Here is a 19,151-nt window from a genome sequence, read left to right as displayed (position 1 = left end):
ATCTTCCCGCCGTAGAGCAGTGTGACGCTACCCTGAACCTTCCCAGGTGCATCATCCAATGAAACTCGCGCTATCAGATCCATCAAATCGGACTCTTTGAAAGCGCCTGCGGTCAGTGCCTCGAGCTCGTCGAAGGCTTGCTGCAAGGTAAGCATCGCAGCCATCTCAGATCTCCTCACCGGTGAAGGCATCAATCAGCTTCAGTTGCACTTTCTTGTAGATAGACGCCGCCCCGAGATCCTTGTATTCCTGCAGCGCCGCCTTGATGCACGCCCGAGTCTCCCTGTCTGGAACAGCCCACCGTGGGTGTCGCTGGAAGGCGATAGATCGCGTGATCGCCAGTGCACCTGGAGCAATCTCCGATCGCGCGAGCACCTCAACGATTGCGAAGTACTCCCCCTTTCGGTCGATGAAAGACCAGTACTCGTGATTCTGAGATTCCAAAGACGTGCCCACGCCATTCAAACAAAGAACCATGTCGTTCTCGCGGTCCACAGTCCACATGTCGTGGGTGGTGTGCCCAGTCCCCAGCTTCGCGCGCGCCGCGCGCAGAAATTCGGAGGCTTCCGCTTCGAGCGGCGGGACGTACTCGTTGACGAAGGCCATGCGTGACTCCAGTTCTTAAACACATGTCGAGCTCATCGCTCTCTTAAACTCTCACTCGTCGCTCTCTGTATCGGCGACAGCAGATACTCGATCACCCGTCGCTTCCCTGTCTTGATCTCCGCCGTCAGGTTCATCCCCGGCGCCAGCCGGATCATCTTCCCGTCGACATCAATCTCGTCATGCGCCAGCGCCAGAGTCACCGGAAAGATCGCACCGCGCTTTTCGTCATTGACCGCGTCCGCCGTGACGATCGTCACCCTGCCGTCGATGGTTCCGTAACGCGTGAAGTTGAACGTTTCTAGCTTGATCGCCGCGGCCTGCCCCGGCGCGACGAAGCCAATGTCCTTGTTTTCCAGCGTCACTTCAGCAGTGATCTGCGCCCCCTCCGGCACCACGATCATCAGAATCTGCGCTTCGGTAACCACACCGCCGGATGTGTGCACGGACACCTGCTGGATCACCCCATCGACCGGTGCCGTCAGGGTGGCCAGTTGCTCGCGATGCACGGCCTTCGCGTGTTCCTGCGTGGCTGCCTGGCGCCGCAGGTCGGCCTGTGCCTCGCGGTCATGTAACGTACGGCGCGTCTCGGCCAGGTAGGCGGCGCGGGCGTACTCGCTCTCGTGCAGGCCGGCCAAGGTCTCCTGCAGCTTCGCGCGCTGCGTCGCGAGGTCGCGCTCCAGCTCGATGCGTTCGCGTGTGCGGTCCTGGCCGGCGTGACCGGACATGAAGCCTTGCGCCGCCAAGCGCTTGACGTCCTCCTCGCGCTGCCGCGCGAGCGGCAAGGTGGTTTCGAGCTTCGCCACCGCCTCGCGCATCGTCGCCGCCTCGGCCTGCCGACGCTGGATCTCCGCGGCCAGCCTGGCGAGCTTGGCACCGATCTCGCTCCGCTCCGCGGCGAGCTGCATCTGCGCCGTACTGCGTTCCGCCGGAGACCAGCTGGAAGGAACGTCCAGCAGCGGCGTCGCGCGCAGATCGACCGCGCCGCCCTGCATCGCCTTCAGGAGTGCACGCGCACGCAGCGCGTCTGAGGTGTTCGCCTTGAGCTGCTCCTCGACGGCTGTCTTGTCCGCGCTCGCTGACGTAGGGTCGAGCTCCACCAGTGGCTGGCCGGCCTTCACGCGCTGGCCGTCCTTCACCAGCACGCGCCGCACAACGCTGCGCTCCAGCGGCTGGATCAGCTTGGTCCGCTCGCTCACCACGATGCGCCCCGGCGCCACGGCGACGATGTCCACGTGACCGAAGATCGACCAGGCGACTGCGATCGTGAAGAGCGCGATCAACGCAAACGCCAGGCGCCGCGGGGCCGGGTGCAGAGGCGTTTCCTGCAGGCTCAGCGCTGCCGGCAGGAAGGCGGCCTCGTCGGCCATGCGCTTGGGCCCGGCGAGTTCGTGCCGGACTTCCCATGCACCCCGGAAGATGGCGCGGTACCGTGCCATCAGTTCGACGAAGGGGTGGTGCAGTGCCTGAGCGCTCATGGCAGGGCTCCCTTGGGCACCCCGCGGCCGTCCTGCATCCTCCAGAGGTGTGCGTAGAGGCCGTCCGGCTTCTGGACCAGCGCGTCGTGTGCTCCAGCCTCCACGATGCGGCCTTTGTCCATGACGATGATGCGGTTGGCGTTGCGCACTGCTGAGAGGCGGTGCGCAATGATCAAGACGGTGCGGCCGCAGCAGATGGCGACCATGTTGCGCTGGATGATGGCTTCGCTTTCGTAGTCCAGCGCACTCGTCGCCTCGTCGAGGATCAGGATGCGCGGGTTGGTGAAAAGTGCGCGGGCGATGGCGACACGCTGGCGCTGTCCGCCCGACAGCGACGAACCCTGTTCGCCGACGATGGTGTCGTAGCCCTCCGGCAGTTCGCTGATGAATTCGTGCGCGCCCGCGAGCTGCGCAACCCGGACCACCGCCTCGATCGGCGCGGCGGGGTCGGAGATGGCGATGTTCTCGCGCACGCTGCGGTTGAACAGCAGGTTTTCCTGCAGCACCACGCCCACCTGCCGCCGCAGCTGTGCCGCGTCGATCAGCCCGGCGTCGATGCCGTCCACCAGCAGCCGGCCCTGCTCCGGCGCGTAGAGCCGCTGGACCAGCTTGGTCAGCGTGCTCTTGCCAGAACCGGAGCGGCCCACGATGCCGATCACCTCGCCGGGGCGCACGTCGAGGCTGACGGCATCAAGCACGGGCGCCGAATCCGACCGGTAGCGGAAGGTCACGTTGTGCAGCGTCACGCGGCCCTTCAGCGGCGGCAGCTGCGCGGCGCTGGTGGGCGGCACCTCCGTGCGGGTGTTGAGGATGTCTCCAAGCCGCGCCATAGAGATACCGGTCTGCTGGAAGTCCGTCCACAGTTGCGCCATGCGCATGATGGGTTGCGCGACGCGCTGGGCGAACATGTTGAAGGCGACGAACTGGCCGACGGTGAGCGCGTTGTCCATCACCAGGTGCGCGCCGTACCACAGGGTGGCGGCGTTCACGAGCTTGCCGATCAGGCTGATACCCTCGTGCGCCCAGCTCGCCAGGTTCTGCGTGCGGAAGCCGGCCGAAACGTAGGCGGCCAGCTGGTTGTCCCAGCGCCGGCCGAAGCTCGGTTCCAGCGCGCTAGCCTTCACCGTCTGGATGCCGGTGACGGTCTCCACCAGCATTGCCTGGTTCTCCGCGCCGCGCGCGAACTTCACGTCGAGGCGCTTGCGCAGCACTGGCACTACGGCCATGCTGAGCCCCGCATACAGCGGCAGGCTGGCGAGCACGATCAGCGTGAGCGGCACGCTGTAGAACAGCATCACCGCGACGAAGACGAAAGAAAAGAAGACGTCCAGCAGCACGGTGAGCGCATTGCCAGTGAGGAAGCTGCGGATGTTCTCCAGCTCGCGCACGCGGGCTACCGAGTCGCCCACCCGCCGCGCCTGGAAGTACGCAAGCGGCAGCTGCACGAGGTGGCGGAACAAGCGCGCGCCGAGCTCCACGTCGATGCGGCTCGTGGTGTGACTGAAGATGTAGGTGCGCAGCCCATTGAGCAGGCTCTCGAACAGCACCACGACCACCAGCCCGATCACCAGCACGTCGAGCGTCGTCAGGCCGCGATGCACCAGCACCTTGTCCATGACGACCTGGAAGAAGAGCGGGCTAACCAATGCAAACAACTGGAGGAAGAAGGAGATCAGCAGGACCTCCCCCAGGAGCCGGCGGTACTTCACCAGCGCGGGCACGAACCAGCTGAAGTCGAATTTGGCCAGTTCGCCCATCAGGCTGGTCCTACTCGTGATCAGGATCAGCTCGCCTGTCCATTGCTCGATGAAGACGGAGAGTGGCTCGATCGTCGGTCGGGCCGTCGTCGCGTCCGGAGCTTGAATCAGCACGCGCTGTCCATCGCATTGGGCCAGGACCACGACACGGAGCACGCCTTGCTCGGTCCGCATAACCGCGAGCGCAGGCAGCGGTGTCAGCTGGAGCCGGTCCGGCGTGGAGTTAGACAGCTTTGCTCTCAGACCAAGGTGATGGGCGGCGCGAACCAAAGCGTCCGTATCAAGTGCTTCACTGGGAGCAAGGCCCAGCTGATGAGCGAGCGTTGCTGGGTCTGCACTCACCTGATGCAGGCGAGCGACGATGCATAGAGCGGCTAATGCGGATTGCACGTCATCCCGATGCCGTGCGTGGACCTCAGCGCTCTGTTTCTCCGTGGCTAGCTCCTTAGCCACGGCGCTTCCCCCTTGCATTCAAATTCCTTTTTTTACTTAGCCCAAATCGCCGCGAGTGTCCTGTCGGCCGCGTGGAATGCCATCGCTCTTTTGGCGGATGCGCGGGTTTCCCTGCACAAGGACCCGACGAGTGGGCGGGTTGTAGGCGTCTTGCCGAAGGGCGAGATCACACCCCCTGTCAACATTGACAGGGGTGTCGGGGTATCTCTGGATGTCTCGATGCGCTTCGGAGAAGCGGACAGAAGGGTCCGCTCACAATGGCGCGGAGGCGGTAGTGGGCAACAAGTCGGACGATGGCGGCCCTGGATTCAGCGGGACGAATTCCGCTGAATCCGGCACGCAGGGTCTATGCGGGCCGCATGTCGTGCAGCCGCCTCCCCGCATCCTGCAGGCCAGTGAAGATCGCGTCCACCACCCGTTGCGGAAAGCCCCGCGGCAGCCGGCCATGCACCTGCTCGATGGCGCCCGGCACTTTCTCCAGGATTTCTTGCACCAACGGCTCCGCCACGGGCCCATAACCGCACAGGAGCGCCGTCGTGTCGAAGTGGCGCCTGCGGATGTCCTTCAGCAGGTAGTGCCTGCTCCTTCCGTGCACCGGCATCGCCAGCTTTTGCCTGTACCACCGCAGTTGGTTGGGGGCATCGCCGATCACCGGCAGCACCGAGATCACGTCATACAAGGGCGTGAGCTGGTAGCGCCCCTTCGGCAGCAGCTGGATGCTGAAGTTCTTGGCATGGCCGTCGGTGGCGGCGAGCATCCAGAAGAGGATCTGCGCCTTCAGCAGCGTGGCCCGGTCCTCGTCGGCCCGCTCCGAACCCTTGAGGATCCTCGCGATGTCCACCAGGCCCGGGCCGCCGTCCGCCTCGTACTTGCGGGTGTGGGGCAGCGCGTACACCTGGCAGAAGTCTTCCTGCGGCAGCCGCATGATCCACGTGCCGGACGAGTGCAGCCTGCGGTCGAAGCGCTCCACGCACAGGACCCGCTGCCCGGCGAAGTCGCGGATGCTGGTGCTGGCGACCGGAAGTTCGAACGCCTCGAGCAGCTGCATGCAAAGCCACTCGTTCTCGACCGACGTCGTGAGGTCGGCCTTCATGTGGCCCACGAACCCGAGCGGAAGCTTCAGGATATGCGTCGTGGGCGTCGCGCCGACGGGCAGGTGCCAGCGGCCGCCATGCCACAGGAGGGCGCTCTTCTCCTGCATCCCCGCGATGGAGATCCGGAATGCATCGTCGCCGCCAGGCCCTGGCACCGGTGGGGCGACGATGCCGCCCAGGTGCGCAGCGACCTCGCGGTCGGACAGCGGAATGCCCTCGATGCGGTCGAATCCGTCGGGCGTCTCGTCCTCCCCCAATAACTGCACCGCTCCGACGCAGTCCCGGCCCGTCGCGGCGAGGAGGTCAAAGGCGTCCGTCGAGTCGGTCCTGAACCGCCCGGCGATGCGCTTGCGGATGTCCGCGCTGTCCGGGAGCAGGTTGTCGAAGTAGTTCTCCACCGCCGCGCCACGCAGCAGTGAACCGGGCACGCCTAGCGGAAGCGAGAGGGACAGCGGGCGCCCGGCATCGGATTCGCGCCAAACGGGGTCGTACTGCAGCTCCACCTCGCCGCGCGCGGGAATGCGCCAGGTCGCGACCCGGAGCCCGTTGGCCCATACCGAGAGTGCGCGCGCGTGCGACCGGCGCCCCATGGGCTACCACTCCACCTTGCTGCGCGGCGCGCGCGCGCCCTTGGCAGCCATCGGGGGCGTCGTTCGCGGCGCTATCGTCAGTTCCAGCCCCAGCGCGCTGCAGAGACCCAGCAACTGCTCCACGGTGATGCTGCCGGGATTGCGCTCGAGCGCGGAGATCCGCTTCTGGCTCAGGGCCAGGCGCTCCCCCATTTCGGCCTGGGTGAGCCCGCGCAGCTTGCGCGCCGACTGCAGGACGTGCCCGAGTTGCATCGTGGTCAGCAAGGGATAGTCCATGGCGCTGGTACTCGAACGGGTGGTAAACGGATTTTACTCCGATAACGAGTATGCGGAGATAACTCGCAATAGGAGTATATGCAGGATACTCCCATCAAGAGTATGGAGGCAAGGGACCCGGATACCCCTCTTGACGCGCCCGTCCCGCCGACCAGAATGCCCGGCAGGGGAGCAGGAACCAAGACCCAAGCCGCCACAGCGCGCGCGCCGGCCCGGCGCAGTCCGGCCGTGGAGACCCCCGATGTTCAAGTGGTTCAAGCGCCAGGAAGTCGCACCGGCGGCGGCACGCAAGCCGAGGCCGAAGACTGCCCTGCGCCCCGCGCGGCCCGACCCCGCGGCCGACGCGCCAGTCGCTGCAGCCCCCTTGCCCGAGGTCGTCGCCGAAGGCAACACCCAAGCCGACTGGAGCATGTGGGAAGACTCGATGACGGCGCTGGACAGCCAGATGCAGGACCTCGCGCCCTCCTCCCGCATCCAGGTGCGCGACACGGGCGCCAGCCAGCTCGACGAGCTCGATCCCTTCACCGGCGTGCGCAACCAGCGCAAGCGCTAGCGCTCAGGCGACCGAGCGGGCGCCCTGCAAGGCCGCGGCCAGCGCGGCATGGTCCACCGGTTTCGTGAGGTGCAGGTCGAAGCCGGCTTCGGCGGAGCGCGCGCGGTCGTTCGCCGCGCCCCAGCCGGTGAGCGCGACCACCGTGGCGCTGTCTCCACCCGGCATGGCACGCAGGCGGCGCGCCACCTCGTAGCCATCCATCCCCGGCATGCCGATATCGAGCAGCACGACGTCCGGCTTCACTTGCGAGAAGCTCGCCAGCGCCGAGGGGCCGTCGTGCACCGCGGTGCAACGGTGCCCCATCAGCTCCAGCAGCATCGCGAGCGTCGTCGCCGCATCCACGTTGTCGTCGGCGACCAGCACGCGGATGCCATCCCGCGCGCCCTGTTCACCGCGCGCACCGCCCGCGTCGGCCGCCGCCTCGTCCTGCACCGGCAGGGGCAGCGTCACCGTGAAGGTGCTGCCGAAGCCGAGGCCCGGGCTGCTCGCCGTGACCTCGCCCCCGTGCAGCCGCACGAGCTGGTGCACGAGCGTGAGGCCGATGCCGAGGCCGCCCTGCGCGCGCTCGATCGTGTCGTGCCCCTGCGCGAACATGTCGAAGACGTGCGGCAGCAGCTGCGGCGCGATGCCGGCGCCGTTGTCGCTGACGGCGATGCGCAGCTGGCCCTCGTTGGCACGCTGCACCTCCAGGCGGATCTCGCCGCCGTCCGGCGTGTACTTGGCCGCGTTGTTCAGGAGGTTGGAGATCACCTGCGCCAGCCGCGTCGGGTCGGCGTCGATCCAGAGGTGGGCGTCGGGCGTCGTCACCGTCAGCTGGTGGCGGGCACGCTCGAACAGGGGACGGCTGGTCTCCAGCGCCGCGTCCACCACCTCGCGCACCTGCACGCGCTGGCAGCGCAGCTCCAGCTTGCCGCGCGAAATGCGCGCCACGTCCATCAGGTCGTCGACGAGGCGCACCATGTGGTTCACCTGGCGCTCCATCACCTCGCGCATGCGCGAGGCCGCGGCGGCGTCGGGCGTGCGGTGCAGCACCTGCAGCGCCGCGCGGATGGGCGCGAGCGGGTTGCGCAGCTCGTGCGCGAGCGTCGCGATGAATTCGTCCTTGCGCCGCTCCGCCTCGCGCGCGATCTCGTCGGCCCGCTTGCGGTCGGAGATGTCGCGGTAGTAGACGGTGATGCCGCCCTCCTCCACCGGGTAGCAGCTGATCTCGAACCAGCGGTCCCAGGGCGCGTAGTGGTTCTCGAAGTGGTCGGGCACGCCGGTCGCCATCACCGAGCGCAGGCGCCGCTCCACCTCGGTCCCGACCGCCTCCGGGTACACCTCCCAATGGTCGCGCCCGAGGAGCTGCTCGCGCGGCACGCCGTTGATGCGCTCGGCCTCCGCGTTCACGTAGGTGAAGCGCCACTGGCGGTCCAGCGAGATGAAGGCTTCGCCGATGCTCTCCAGGATGTTCTCGGTGTCGCGGCGCAGGCGGCGTTCGATGTCCAGCGCGGCGCGGCGGGCACGCGCCACGGCCAGGGTGCCGGTGACGCGTCCCAGGAGTTCGCGGGCCGAGAACGGCTTGACCAGGTAGTCGTCGGCGCCGGACTCCAGGCCTTCCACGCGGGCCTCCTCGCCGGCGCGCGCGGACAGCATGATGACGGGGATCGAGGCATGCGAAGCTTCGGAGCGCAGCGCCTTCAGCAGGCCGAAGCCGTCCAGCCGCGGCATCATCACGTCGGTAATCACCAGGTCCGGGGCCCGCTCGCGGATCCGCTCCAGCGCCTGCTCGCCGTCCGCGGCGAGCACGACCTCGTAGCCCTCCGCGCGCAGCAGGCGGGCGATGTACTCGCGCATGTCGCCGTTGTCGTCGGCGAGCAGGATGCGGCCGGAGGCGGTCGTTCCAGTGGGTGCCGGGCTCTCCAGGCCCTCGTCCGGCAGCCAGCCCAGCGCCTCGGTGATGTACGCACCGCCCACGCGTGGCACCGCGGCCTTCGGCACCTCGGAGACCTGCTCCTGCGGCAAATGGGCCCGGCCGGCGGGGATGCGCACTTCGAAGTTGCTGCCCTCGCCCGCGCGGCTGCGCACGGCGATCGTTCCGCCGTGCAGCCGCACCAGTTCCTGCACCAGCGCGAGGCCGATGCCCGTGCCTTCGTGCGTGCGGCCGCGCGTGCCTTCGATGCGGTGGAAGCGCTCGAAGAGGCGCGGCAGCTCGTGCTCCGGAATGCCGGCGCCGGTGTCGCTCACCTCCAGCACGGCGTGCGTGCCGTCCATCCGCAGGCGCACGACGATCTCGCCCTGCAGCGTGTACTTGAACGCGTTGGAGACCAGGTTGAGGACGACCTTCTCCCACATCTCGCGGTCGACATACATCTGCTGCCCGGTCGACACGCAGTCCACCACCAGGCGCATGCCCGCCTTCTCGATGGCGGAGCGGAAGTTGCTCGCCAGGTCCGCGGTTTCCGCGCCCAGGTCCGTCGGCACGAAGCTCGCGCGCAGCCGGCCGGCCTCGATGCGCGAGAAGTCCAGCAGCGTGTTCACCAGCTTGTGCAGCCGCCGCCCGTTGCGCAAGGCAAGCGTGACGCCGTGGCGCAGCGTGCCGTCCTGCACGGTGGCGCTGCTCGCCTCCATCTCCTCCAGCGGGCCGAGCATCAGCGTGAGCGGCGTGCGCAGCTCGTGGCTCACGTTCGAGAAAAAGAGCGTCTTGGCGCGATCGAGTTCGGCCAGCTTCTCGGCGCGCGCCCGCGCCTCCTCGGCCGCGCGCGCGTTCTGCACGGTGCTGGCGAGCTGGCTGGCGACGAGGCCGGAGAAAGACTCGTACTCCTGGTCCAGCGGCCGCGCCGGGCTGGCGGCGGCAACCAGCACGCCGAAAGGTTCGTCGTCCTTGGAGCGCGACACGGGCAGCACGCGCGCGCGCAGCACCGGCTGGTTGGCGAGGCCGACGGGCAGGCACGGCAAGGCCGGGACAGGGACGGTGCGTGCCTCGCGCTGCGCGAACACCTCCTGCACCTGCCAGGTCGTGGCGAGGAAGGCCTCGGGCGGGCAACCCTCCAGGTGCGTGCTGCTCGCGAGCTGCAGCGCGCCATCCGCGTCGACCAGGAACAGCAGCGCGAACGGCACGTCGTCGGCGTTGCGCCCGACGATCTGCATCGCCGTCTGGCAAGCGTCGTGCACGGTGCTCTTGACCAGCGCTTCGGCGGCCAGGTCGGAAAGCGTTGCCAGCCGGCGCGCGCCCAGCACCTTGCCGGTGGTCTCGGCGCTCGGGCAGAACAGGCCGCCGACGCCGCCGCTCTCGTCGCGGATCGGGCTGTACGAGAAGGAATAGAAGACTTCCTCGACGTAATCCCGGCGCTTCATGAACAGGCGCACGTCGTCCTGGAAGCTCGCCTGCCCGTGCTGGAACACGCGGTCCGCGAGCGGGCCGCACACGTCCCAGATCTCCGCCCACACCTCCGCGGCCGGACGCCCGAGGGCCCACGGGTGCTTCGCCTGGCTCAGCACGGAGATGTACGCCTCGTTGTAGAGGAAGGTCGCCTGCGGCCCCCAGCCCACCCACATGGGGTGCTGCGAGTTGAGCATGAGGCTGACGGTGGTCTTCAGGCTCTGCGGCCACTGCGCGACGGGGCCCAGGGGCGTGGAAGACCAGTCGTGCTGCAGGATGAGCGACGAGAGTTCACCACCGCCGGAAAGGAACTCCGTTCCGGGCACGGTGCAAGGGACTGCAGGGGGTGCCATGACGACTTTCGGGAAGGCTGCCGAGTATCCACTGCTGTCCTGCCTGTGCAGCGCGACTATAGGCGTCGTCCTACATGCCTGGCGCAACGACGTGACGAACGTCGCGCTGTCGCGTTGCGCGCGGCTCAGTGCGGGACCGCAGCCGCCCGTGCGCGGGCGGCCTGCAGCGCCTGCCGGTCCACGACGTGCACGGCCGCTACCGGCTGCCCCTGGCCGTCGAAGAAGGGGGTGGTGCGATAAGTGCCGCGCACGCGCGCCGCGAACAGGCGCAAGGCGGTGCCCAGGAAACGCAGGGCGCCGGCCACGCGCGAAGACGCGGGCGGCGTGCCGTGCGCGCCCTTCGTGTTCACGCGCATCTGCACGCGCGGAAAGGCGTGCTCCAGCGGACGCGGCTGGTGCAGGCAGCTGTGCACCATGCCCACGTACGGCAGGCGCCAGTCCCGCGGCGTGTTCGCGATCGGCGTGTCGCAGCAGCGCGCATACCAGCGCAGCAGCCCGCGCGGCGAGAGCGACAGGCAGGCCAGCTGGTCCCGTCCCTGCGTGAGGTGCACGTCCGCGGCCTGCGTGACGACCACCTCGGTGCCGCCGTTCGCATCCAGCACCTGCGCGCCCTGCCCCAGCACGTGCGCATAGGCCTGGCAGTCGCGGCAGTAGCAGGCCGCGCGCACGGCGTGCTGCGTGTGGGTGATCTCGCCGCGCAGCGCGCCGCAGCGGCACTGGAAGGGATGGGGCATGGGCGGATTGTGGCGGGGAAGCGGACGCCGCGCACCTGCGGTAAGGTGCCGCCATGGATGCACACCAGTCGCAAGCCTTGCGCGAGCTGCTGCAACGGCAGGAGATCGCCGCGCTCGGCACCTTGCACAAGGGGGAGCCCTTCGTGTCGATGGTGCCGTACGCACTGCTGGCGGACGGCGCCCTCGTCGTGCACGTGAGCCGGCTCGCCACGCACACGCGCGACATGGAGGAGCACGCGGGCGTGAGCGTGATGGTGCTGGGCGAGCGGTCACCCGACGCGCCGGCGCAGGCGGTGCCGCGCGCCACGCTGCAGGGCGCGGCGCATCCGCTGGGGACCGATGCCTCCGGCTATGCCGAAGCCCGCGCGGCCTACCTCGCGCGCTTTCCGGCGAGCGAACCCATGTTCGGCTTCGGCGACTTCTCGCTGTTCCGCATCGTGCCGCGCTCCGCGCGCTTCGTCGGGGGCTTCGCCCAGGCGGGTTCCCTTACGGGTGCGCAGTACGCGCAGCTCATGTCGTCGGCAGCAACGCCCCCTTGAACAGCACCGGCCCGGTGGGGCCGCTGCCCGCCGGCGCGCCGCCCCGCGGCTCCAGGCTGATCGCGAGTGCCGGCACCTGGCGCACCTGGCCTTCGCCGGCCGGCAGCGTCACGGAGCCGCCCGCTGCCAGCACGCCCAGCGATTGCGGCCCGCCCGAAGGGGGCAGGGCCCACAGCTGCAGCGACCGGTCGGGGCCTTCCTGGAAGGTGCCCAGTCGCTTGAGCGTCAGCGTGCCATGGCGCGCATCGAAGGTGACCAGCATCGCCGGCGCGGAGCGGTCGTCCTCCAGCATGGAAACGTAGCGGATCTCCGGCGCGGCGCTCAGTTGCGTGAGCTGCGAGCCGAGGTAGCCGGCCAGCATGAACGCGACCAGCGCCGCGAACGCCCCGGACAGCGCCGCGCCGCGCCAGAAGCCCACGCGGCGCGCGGGTGTCGGCGGCGCGGGCTGCGTCTCGCTGCGCAGCGCGATCGCGATGCGGCGCCAGACGTTGGGGCTGGGCTGTTCTTCCGGCTGCAGTTCGGTCATGGCGGCGAGTCGCTCCTGCCAGAGGATGGCGTGCGCGCGCAGCGCGGGGCTCTGGCGCGCGGCGGCTTCGAAGCGGCGGCGCGCGCCGCCGCGCAGGCTGCCCAGCGCATAGGCGGCGGCGAGCCGGTCGGCGCGTTCGGGGGATCGCATCGGGTCCATCGGTCCTCCTCAGGCGAAACGCGACATGCAGCCGCGCAGCTGCTCGAGGCCGCGGCGGATCCAGGTCTTCACGGTCCCGAGCGGCAGCCGCAGCTGCTCCGCGAGTTCGCCGTGGCTCAGGTCGCGCAGGTACGCGAGGCTCACCACCTCGCGCTGCTTGCCCTCCAGCTTGCGCAGGCACTCGTGGAGTGCCCAGGCGGCTTCGCTGGCCTGCCGGGTGTCCATGGGGTTGGCCGCGTCGCCGGGAAGCGTCTCGGCCATCGCGTCGTCGAGTTCCAGCGCGGCGTCGGCGCGTTCGCTGTTGCGCCGGCGCAGGAAGTCGAGCGCGCGGCTGCGCACGACGATGCCGACCCAGGCGAGCGGCGGGCTCAGGCTGCTGCGGTAAGTCCCCGCCGTGCGCCACACCTGCAGGTAGGCTTCCTGCAGCACGTCCTCGGCCCAGTCCCGGTTGCCCACCACGCGCAGGGCGAGGCCGTACATCTTGGAGCAGGTGAGGTCGTAGAAGGCCTGGAAGGCCTGTTCCCTGGAAGGCAGCGGCAGCGTGGCGGTGGCCACGCGGTCCAGCAGCTCGATCAGCCGCGGGTCGTTGGAAGGGTCCATGCCCGACGGTACGCGACAAAGCACCGGGCGGATTCAAGTCCGGCCGCGGCGCGGGGTCAACGGACTAGCGCTTGCCCCGGTTCTTCTGCCAGATGGCGGCCAGGATCAACCCGTAGGAGATGAGGCGCACGACGTAGAACAGGGGCTCCTGCTCGTTCGCATGGTCCACCACCGTCAGCGCGATCCGGTTCAGCGCCTCCAGCCAGAAGGAGCCGGCGAAGAACAGGAAGAAGCGGTCGCGCGTCTGGTGCCAGAAGCGGAAGAAGAACAGGCCGGCGAACATGGAACCTGCCGCGATGGCTCCCATGATCAGTTGTTCCATCTAGTCCTCCTCCCAGATCAGGCCGAACAGCAGCAGCACCACGGCCGCGAGCGCGGACACCAGGCGCCACATCGAGAGATCGACCTCCACGGGAAAGACGATCTTGTCCAGCACCAGCAGGACGTTGTTGGTGGTCAGCAGCAGGAAGCAGGCGGCGCTCCAGAACAGCAGCCGCGAACCGGTGCCCACGTAGCTGCGCCACAGCAGCACGAGGCAGGTGAAACTGGTGAGCGCGCACAGCGCGTAGATCAACGAAGCCATCACTCGCCCTCCTTCTTCCAGCGGAAGGCGTCCGCGAACTTCTGTGCCCTCTTGTCGATGCGGGAGTGGATGAGGTCGGTGATGCCGACGAGGTCCTGCGAATACGTGTTCGCCAGCTCGTCGATCAGTGCGTTCAGCTCGGGTTGCGCCGGGCCGTAGACGAAGGTGCCGTCGTCCAGGCGGCGCGTGACGCCGGCCTGCTGCATGGACTGCAGCAGCTCCAGTGCCTGGCCTTCGCCGATGTAGAGGCGTCCGGCCAGCCTGAACGAGTCCCAGGGCCGCGCGGACTCGGCCCGCAGCAGCAGCAGTGCCTCGAGATAAGGCACGGAGGGGATGCTCGTCAGGATGAAGCGGCGGACCTCGTCGGGGATCCTTGTCTTGCTCATGCTGTCATGCGCGCCGTTTGCGAGCGGCTGGCGCGCGCAGATCGATGGGTACAAATGCAAGGCAAACTATACCCCGCATCCCAGCTCGGCAGGAGCGCCCGGGGTGATCCCGATCGCCCGGCGGTCCTCCCGGGCCGGTTCAGCGGCCGCGCAGCCGCTGCACCAGTCCGGCGGTGGACGCGTCCAGCCCCTGCACGTCGCCGGAGGCGAGCCGCTTCGCGAGATCGGTCGCGAGCACCTTGCCCAGCTCCACGCCCCACTGGTCGAAGCTGTCGATGCCCCACACGGCGCCGCTCGTGAACACGCGGTGCTCGTACAGCGCCACCAGCGCGCCGAGCGCGGCCGGCGTGAGCGCGTCCAGCAGGAAGAAGGTGCTGGGCCGGTTGCCGGCGAAGTTGCGGTGGCCGCCGGGGTCCGCCTTGCCCTGCATCAGCGCCTGCGCCTGCGCGAGCGCGTTCGCCAGCAGCAGGTCGTGGTGCCCGGGCAGCGCATGCGACGGCTGCTTCACGGCAATGAACTCCACCGGCACGCGGTCCGTGCCCTGGTGCAGCATCTGGAAGTACGCGTGCTGGCCATTGGTGCCCGGCTCGCCCCACAGCACGGGCGAAGTGCCGAAGCCGACCGGCCGGCCTTGCGCGTCCACGCTCTTGCCGTTGCTCTCCATCTCCAGTTGCTGCAGGTACGCGGGCAGGCGCCGCAGCGCGCCGTGGTACGGCGCGATGCTGCGGCTGCCGAAGCCGTGGAAGTCGCGGTACCAGACGTCCAGCAGGCCGAGGCGCACGGGCAGGTTGCGCGCGAGCGGCTCGGTGCGGAAGTGCGTGTCCATCGCATGCGCGCCGGCCAGCAGCTCGCGGAAGCCTTCGGCGCCGATGGCGATGGCGATCGGCAGGCCGATGGCCGACCACAGCGAATAGCGGCCGCCCACCCAGTCCCAGAAGCCGAAAGTGGTGGTGATGCCGAACTCGCGCGCGGCTTCCACGTTGGTGGTGAGCGCGGCGAAATGGCGCGCGACGTCGCGGCCGCCCTGCTGCCCGAACCAGGCGCGCGCCGAGCGCGCGTTGGTCATCGTCTCCAGCGTCGTGAAGGTCTTGGAGGCGACCAGGAACAGCGTGCCTTCGGGGCGCAGGCGCTGCAGCACCGCGTCCAGCTCGTGGCCGTCGATGTTGGAGACGAAGTGGAAGCGCTTGCCGGTGCGGTTGGACGCCTCCAGCGCCGCGACGACCATCTGCGGGCCGAGGTCCGAGCCGCCGATGCCGATGTTCACCACGTCGGTGATCTGCGCATCCGCGCGCACGCCCTCGGCGAACGCGAGCATCGCATCCAGCGTCTCGTGCACGGCGACGGAATCCGGGTCGGCCGCATCGCGCGGCGCGCGCAGCAGCCAGTGCTTGACCGCGCGGTTCTCCGTGTGGTTGATGCGCTCGCCGGCGAACATCGCGTCGCGGTACGCCTCCACGCCGGTCTCGCGCGCGAGCGCCAGCAGCAGGTCTTCGATGCCGGCGTCGACCAGGTTCTTGGACAGGTCGGCAAAGACGTGCGGCGCCTGCTGGCCGAAGCGGGCGAAGCGGCCGGCGTCCCCGGCGAAAGCCTGTCGCAGGTCGAAGGCCGCGCCGTGGGTACGGAAGCGCTCCTGCAATTGCCGCCAGGCCGCGGTCTCGTCGCAACGCGCCCGGTTCATGCCTGCATCAGCTTTTCGAGCTTGATCGCATCGGCGGCGAACGCGCGGATGCCCTCGCCCAGCTTCTCGCTGGCCATCGCGTCCTCGTTGAGCGCCCAGCGGAACTGGCGCTCGTCGTATTGCACGCGCTGCATCTCCGTCGCCTTCGCGTGCGCCGGGTCGAGCGCGCGCTGCAGGGGAACGTCGGTGTTCTTCAGTTCCGCCATCAGCTCGGGGCTGATCGTCAGCAGGTCGCAACCGGCCAGCGCCCGGATCTGGCCCGTGTTGCGGAAGCTCGCGCCCATCACCTCGGTGGGGATGCCGAAGTGCTTGTAATAGAGGTAGATCTGCCGCACCGACTTCACGCCAGGGTCGTTCGCGCCGGCGTTCGCCGCCTCGTCCCAGGACGCGCCGGCGCTCTTCTTGTACCAGTCGTAGATGCGGCCCACGAAGGGCGAGATCAGCTGCACGCCCGCTTCCGCGCAGGCAACGGCCTGGCAGAACGAGAAGAGCAGCGTGAGGTTGGTGTTGATGCCGCGCTTCTGCAGCTTCTTCGCCGCCTGGATGCCCTCCCAGGTGGACGCCACCTTGATCAGCACGCGGTCTACCGGCACGCCCTCGGCCTGGTACAGCTCGATGAGGCGCTCGCCGCGGCTGTAGGTGGCCTCGGTGTCGAAGCTCAGTCGCGCGTCCACTTCCGTGGAAACGCGGCCGGGAACCAGCTTCAGGATCTCGGTACCAAAGCGGACGATGAGGCGGTCCATGACCTCGTCGATCGGCTTGCCGCGGAAGCGCTGCACCGTCTCCTGCAGCAGGTGCGCGTACTCCGGCTTCTGCACGGCCTTCAGGATCAGCGAGGGATTCGTCGTCGCGTCCTGCGGGTGGTAGTGCGCGAGCTGGTTGAAGTCGCCCGTGTCGGCGACGACCGTGGTGTACTGCTTGAGGGCGTCCAGTTGGTTCATGGGTCCATTATCGGCGGCGCGGCGCCCGCTCGGGGCAGCCCGCGGTGCAGTAACGAAATTACACACCGCTCGTCGAGCCCACCGTCGGGGAGCGGTCCTCAGATAATGAAACTAAGTTACGATGGGCCATCCAACCGTGCACAACAAGAACATGAGCTTCGACCTCGTCCTCTTCGGCGGCACCGGCGACCTGGCATGGCGCAAGCTGATGCCCGCGCTGTTCCAGGCCTTCCGCCACGGCACGCTGCCCGCGGGCGGCCGCATCATCGGCGTGGCGCGCGACGACCTGAGCGACGCGCAGTACCGCGACCTGATCCGCTCGCGCTTCGACGACGTCGAGCTCGCGAAGCGCCCCACGCCCGAGGAGTTCGACCGCTTCGCCGGGCTGCTGCACTTCCTGCGGCTGGACCTGTCGCAGCCCGCCGACTACGGCCGGCTGGCCCACATGCTGCGCGAGCGGCATGCGGAAACGGTGGTGATGTACCTCGCGACGGCGCCCGACCTCTTCACGCGAGTGTGCCAGCAACTCGCGGCCTCGGGGCTGAACCGGCCCAACACGCGCCTCGTGCTGGAGAAGCCGCTGGGGCACGACCTCGCGTCCAATCGCGAGATCAACGAGGCGGTGCGCCGCGCGTTCAGCGAGCGGCAGATCTTCCGCATCGACCATTACCTCGGCAAGCCCGCCGTGCAGAACCTGTTCGCCATGCGCTTCGGCAACGCGCTGTTCGAGCCGGTGTGGCGGCGCGAACACATCTCCAACATCCAGATCACCATCGCCGAGGACCTGGGCGTGGAGAAGCGCGGCGCCTTCTACGACAAGACGGGCGCACTGCGCGACATGGTGCAGAACCACGCGCTGCAGCTGCTGTGCGCGCTGGCCATGGAGCCGCCGATCAACGCTCATGCCGACGCGATCCGCGACGAGAAGCTCAAGGTGCTGCGTTCGCTGCAGCGCTGGACGCCGATGATGCTGGACCAGCACGTCGTGCGCGGGCAGTACGCGGGCGGCAACGTGGGCGGGCGCGAAGTGCCCGGCTACCGCGAGGAGCCGGGCGTGAACCCGGACAGCCGCACCGAGACCTTCGTGGCCCTCCGCGCGGAGATCTCCAGCTGGCGCTGGGCCGGCGTGCCTTTCTACATCCGGACGGGCAAGCGGCTGGCCGCGCGCGAAGCCCACATCGTGGTGAATTTCCGCGAAGCGCCGCACGCGATCTACGAGACGCCGCCGGGCAGCTGGAACCGCCTCGTGATCAACCTGCAGCCGCGCGACGGCCTGCAGCTGCACATGCTGGCGCAAGGCCAGGAGTCGCGGCGCAACGGGCCGGTGCTGGCGCCGGTGCACCTGGACCTGGACTTCGACAAGCGCTTCGGCTCCGAGCGCGTCGGCGCGTACGAACGCCTGCTGCTGGACGTGATCGCCGGGCGCCTGAATCTCTTCGTGCGCAGCGACGAGCAGGAGGCGGCGTGGCGCTGGGTGGAGCCCATCATGGAACACTGGGCCGGCGACGCGCGCGGCCCGCGCCCGTACGCGGCCGGCACGTGGGGCCCCAGCGCGTCGAGCGCCATGATCGCGCGCGACGGCTTCTGCTGGTCCGAGGAGTGCTGAGGCGCCATGCTCGATCGCATCAAGGCCTCCATGCCCTCGCTGGCCCCCGCCGAACAGCGCGTGGCGAAGCTCGTGCTGGGCGATCCCCGCTCCTTCGCGAACCTGCCGGTGAGCGAGCTCGCCGACCGGGCGCACGTGAGCAAGCCCACCGTGGTGCGCTTCTGCCGCAGCATGGGCTATGACGGGCTGTCGGACTTCAAGCTGAAGCTCGCGGGGAGCGTCAGCGAAGGCGTGCCTTTCATCCACCGGAGCGTGGACGTGGACGACAAGACCAGCGACGTGCTGGTGAAGGTGATCGACAACGCGGTCGCGGCCTTCCTGAAGTACCGCAACGACGCCTCCACCTTCGCGGTGGAGAAGGCGGCGGTGGCGCTGGCGGCGACGTGCGAATCCGGGCACCGCATCGAGTTCTACGGCGCGGGCAACTCCGGCGTCGTCGCGCTCGACGCCCAGCACAAGTTCTTCCGCCTGGGCGTGAACACCAACTCGTACAGCGACGGGCACATGCAGGTGATGAGTGCGACGCTGCTCGGGCCGGGCGACTGCCTCGTCGTGATCTCCAACTCGGGCCGCACGCGCGACCTGATGGACGCTTGCGACATCGCAAGGCGCAACGGTGCGACCACCATCGTCATCACGGCCACGGGCTCGCCGCTCGCGACCGCGGGCCACATCCACCTGTCCGCGGACCATCCCGAAGGCTACGACCGGTACAGCCCGATGGTGTCGCGGCTGCTGCACCTGATGATCATCGACGTGCTGGCGACGACGGTGGCGCTGCGCATCGGCGGGGGGAGGTTGCAGCCGCTGTTGCGGGAGATGAAGAACAACCTGAGGACGAAGCGGTACGCGTGAGAGCGCTGGGGTGCGCTGTCGCGCAA

General features: G+C 68.7%; 18 protein-coding genes. 4 read left to right on the top strand and 14 right to left on the bottom strand.

Translation table 11 applies throughout. The features are described 5' to 3' along the window. Nucleotides 1–165: 165 nt before the first annotated feature. The 5 genes from H8N03_RS19175 to H8N03_RS19155 all read right to left on the bottom strand — a co-directional run bounded on the left by H8N03_RS19175 (nt 166) and on the right by H8N03_RS19155 (nt 6,251). Nucleotides 166–606, bottom strand: coding sequence for a hypothetical protein (locus H8N03_RS19175; RefSeq protein WP_187077830.1), 441 nt, complete (start codon nt 604–606; stop codon nt 166–168). Between the two features lie 32 nt (nt 607–638). Next, nucleotides 639–2,081, bottom strand: a complete 1,443-nt coding sequence (locus H8N03_RS19170) for an HlyD family type I secretion periplasmic adaptor subunit (RefSeq protein ID WP_187077829.1) — start codon at nt 2,079–2,081, stop codon at nt 639–641. Then, complete coding sequence (locus H8N03_RS19165; RefSeq protein ID WP_354005150.1) at nt 2,078–4,228, bottom strand: type I secretion system permease/ATPase; 2,151 nt, start codon at nt 4,226–4,228, stop codon at nt 2,078–2,080. Before H8N03_RS19165 ends, H8N03_RS19170 begins: the two co-directional genes overlap by 4 nt. Nucleotides 4,229–4,637: 409 nt before the next feature. Beyond that, nucleotides 4,638–5,975: a type II toxin-antitoxin system HipA family toxin gene (locus H8N03_RS19160; RefSeq protein ID WP_187077827.1), complete on the bottom strand. Its 1,338-nt coding sequence runs from the start codon at nt 5,973–5,975 to the stop codon at nt 4,638–4,640. Between the two features lie 3 nt (nt 5,976–5,978). Next, nucleotides 5,979–6,251, bottom strand: coding sequence for a helix-turn-helix domain-containing protein (locus H8N03_RS19155; protein WP_187077826.1), 273 nt, complete (start codon nt 6,249–6,251; stop codon nt 5,979–5,981). Nucleotides 6,252–6,492: 241 nt separating this feature from the next. Between H8N03_RS19155 and H8N03_RS19150 the strand changes: the two genes are divergently transcribed. Next, on the top strand, nt 6,493–6,804 hold the full coding sequence (locus H8N03_RS19150) for a hypothetical protein (RefSeq protein ID WP_187077825.1): 312 nt from the start codon (nt 6,493–6,495) through the stop codon (nt 6,802–6,804). A 3-nt stretch (nt 6,805–6,807) separates the two neighbouring features. On the opposite strand, the gene H8N03_RS19145 is transcribed toward H8N03_RS19150, so the two are convergent. Beyond that, nucleotides 6,808–10,518, bottom strand: a complete 3,711-nt coding sequence (locus H8N03_RS19145) for an ATP-binding protein (protein WP_187077824.1) — start codon at nt 10,516–10,518, stop codon at nt 6,808–6,810. A 125-nt stretch (nt 10,519–10,643) separates the two neighbouring features. Then, entirely contained in the window at nt 10,644–11,252 is a 609-nt protein-coding gene (locus H8N03_RS19140; protein WP_187077823.1) for a DUF6151 family protein, read from the bottom strand. A gap of 53 nt (nt 11,253–11,305) precedes the next feature. Between H8N03_RS19140 and H8N03_RS19135 the strand changes: the two genes are divergently transcribed. Continuing rightward, nucleotides 11,306–11,791: a HugZ family pyridoxamine 5'-phosphate oxidase gene (locus H8N03_RS19135; RefSeq protein WP_187077822.1), complete on the top strand. Its 486-nt coding sequence runs from the start codon at nt 11,306–11,308 to the stop codon at nt 11,789–11,791. On the opposite strand, the gene H8N03_RS19130 is transcribed toward H8N03_RS19135, so the two are convergent. From H8N03_RS19130 to tal, 7 genes are all read right to left on the bottom strand, one after another. Next, a complete protein-coding gene (locus tag H8N03_RS19130; protein ID WP_187077821.1) occupies nt 11,763–12,476 on the bottom strand; it encodes an anti-sigma factor in 714 nt (237 codons plus the stop codon). The genes H8N03_RS19135 and H8N03_RS19130 overlap by 29 nt on opposite strands. Nucleotides 12,477–12,485: 9 nt before the next feature. Further along, on the bottom strand, nt 12,486–13,076 hold the full coding sequence (locus H8N03_RS19125; RefSeq protein WP_187077820.1) for an RNA polymerase sigma factor: 591 nt from the start codon (nt 13,074–13,076) through the stop codon (nt 12,486–12,488). 64 nt (nt 13,077–13,140) lie between these two features. Continuing rightward, nucleotides 13,141–13,398 (bottom strand): DUF5985 family protein, encoded by a 258-nt coding sequence (locus H8N03_RS19120; protein ID WP_187077819.1) that lies wholly within the window; start codon nt 13,396–13,398, stop codon nt 13,141–13,143. Then, nucleotides 13,399–13,659 carry a DUF5985 family protein gene (locus H8N03_RS19115; protein WP_187077818.1) on the bottom strand — a complete coding sequence of 87 codons (261 nt, stop codon included), beginning with the start codon at nt 13,657–13,659 and terminating at the stop codon, nt 13,399–13,401. It lies immediately after the preceding gene. Next, nucleotides 13,659–14,045 (bottom strand): hypothetical protein, encoded by a 387-nt coding sequence (locus tag H8N03_RS19110; RefSeq protein WP_187077817.1) that lies wholly within the window; start codon nt 14,043–14,045, stop codon nt 13,659–13,661. Before H8N03_RS19110 ends, H8N03_RS19115 begins: the two co-directional genes overlap by 1 nt. A gap of 139 nt (nt 14,046–14,184) precedes the next feature. Beyond that, nucleotides 14,185–15,723: a glucose-6-phosphate isomerase gene (gene pgi / locus H8N03_RS19105; protein WP_187077816.1), complete on the bottom strand. Its 1,539-nt coding sequence runs from the start codon at nt 15,721–15,723 to the stop codon at nt 14,185–14,187. Beyond that, nucleotides 15,720–16,664, bottom strand: a complete 945-nt coding sequence (gene tal / locus H8N03_RS19100) for a transaldolase (RefSeq protein ID WP_187077815.1) — start codon at nt 16,662–16,664, stop codon at nt 15,720–15,722. The genes pgi and tal overlap by 4 nt, the downstream gene beginning before the upstream one ends. Before the next feature lie 151 nt (nt 16,665–16,815). On the opposite strand from tal, the gene zwf reads away from it, so the two are divergent. Both zwf and H8N03_RS19090 read left to right on the top strand, forming a co-directional pair. Next, a complete protein-coding gene (zwf, locus tag H8N03_RS19095) occupies nt 16,816–18,270 on the top strand; it encodes a glucose-6-phosphate dehydrogenase (RefSeq protein ID WP_187078037.1) in 1,455 nt (484 codons plus the stop codon). 6 nt (nt 18,271–18,276) lie between these two features. Continuing rightward, nucleotides 18,277–19,125, top strand: a complete 849-nt coding sequence (locus H8N03_RS19090) for a MurR/RpiR family transcriptional regulator (protein WP_187077814.1) — start codon at nt 18,277–18,279, stop codon at nt 19,123–19,125. Nucleotides 19,126–19,151: the final 26 nt, after the last annotated feature.

Source organism: Ramlibacter cellulosilyticus, assembly GCF_014297465.1.
GTDB classification, from domain to species: domain Bacteria; phylum Pseudomonadota; class Gammaproteobacteria; order Burkholderiales; family Burkholderiaceae_C; genus Ramlibacter; species Ramlibacter cellulosilyticus.
This window is presented reverse-complemented; position numbering and strand designations above follow the sequence as displayed.

Bases quoted from the DNA above. Each gene is read 5' to 3' on its own strand.
- H8N03_RS19175 (WP_187077830.1), bottom strand. From the start codon at position 606: ATGGCCTTCGTCAACGAGTACGTCCCGCCGCTCGAAGCGGAAGCCTCC.
- H8N03_RS19170 (WP_187077829.1), bottom strand. From the start codon at position 2,081: ATGAGCGCTCAGGCACTGCACCACCCCTTCGTCGAACTGATGGCACGG.
- H8N03_RS19160 (WP_187077827.1), bottom strand. From the start codon at position 5,975: ATGGGGCGCCGGTCGCACGCGCGCGCACTCTCGGTATGGGCCAACGGG.
- H8N03_RS19155 (WP_187077826.1), bottom strand. From the start codon at position 6,251: ATGGACTATCCCTTGCTGACCACGATGCAACTCGGGCACGTCCTGCAG.
- H8N03_RS19150 (WP_187077825.1), top strand. From the start codon at position 6,493: ATGTTCAAGTGGTTCAAGCGCCAGGAAGTCGCACCGGCGGCGGCACGC.
- H8N03_RS19145 (WP_187077824.1), bottom strand. From the start codon at position 10,518: ATGGCACCCCCTGCAGTCCCTTGCACCGTGCCCGGAACGGAGTTCCTT.
- H8N03_RS19140 (WP_187077823.1), bottom strand. From the start codon at position 11,252: ATGCCCCATCCCTTCCAGTGCCGCTGCGGCGCGCTGCGCGGCGAGATC.
- H8N03_RS19135 (WP_187077822.1), top strand. From the start codon at position 11,306: ATGGATGCACACCAGTCGCAAGCCTTGCGCGAGCTGCTGCAACGGCAG.
- H8N03_RS19130 (WP_187077821.1), bottom strand. From the start codon at position 12,476: ATGGACCCGATGCGATCCCCCGAACGCGCCGACCGGCTCGCCGCCGCC.
- H8N03_RS19125 (WP_187077820.1), bottom strand. From the start codon at position 13,076: ATGGACCCTTCCAACGACCCGCGGCTGATCGAGCTGCTGGACCGCGTG.
- H8N03_RS19120 (WP_187077819.1), bottom strand. From the start codon at position 13,398: ATGGAACAACTGATCATGGGAGCCATCGCGGCAGGTTCCATGTTCGCC.
- H8N03_RS19115 (WP_187077818.1), bottom strand. From the start codon at position 13,659: ATGGCTTCGTTGATCTACGCGCTGTGCGCGCTCACCAGTTTCACCTGC.
- H8N03_RS19110 (WP_187077817.1), bottom strand. From the start codon at position 14,045: ATGAGCAAGACAAGGATCCCCGACGAGGTCCGCCGCTTCATCCTGACG.
- pgi (WP_187077816.1), bottom strand. From the start codon at position 15,723: ATGAACCGGGCGCGTTGCGACGAGACCGCGGCCTGGCGGCAATTGCAG.
- tal (WP_187077815.1), bottom strand. From the start codon at position 16,664: ATGAACCAACTGGACGCCCTCAAGCAGTACACCACGGTCGTCGCCGAC.
- zwf (WP_187078037.1), top strand. From the start codon at position 16,816: ATGAGCTTCGACCTCGTCCTCTTCGGCGGCACCGGCGACCTGGCATGG.
- H8N03_RS19090 (WP_187077814.1), top strand. From the start codon at position 18,277: ATGCTCGATCGCATCAAGGCCTCCATGCCCTCGCTGGCCCCCGCCGAA.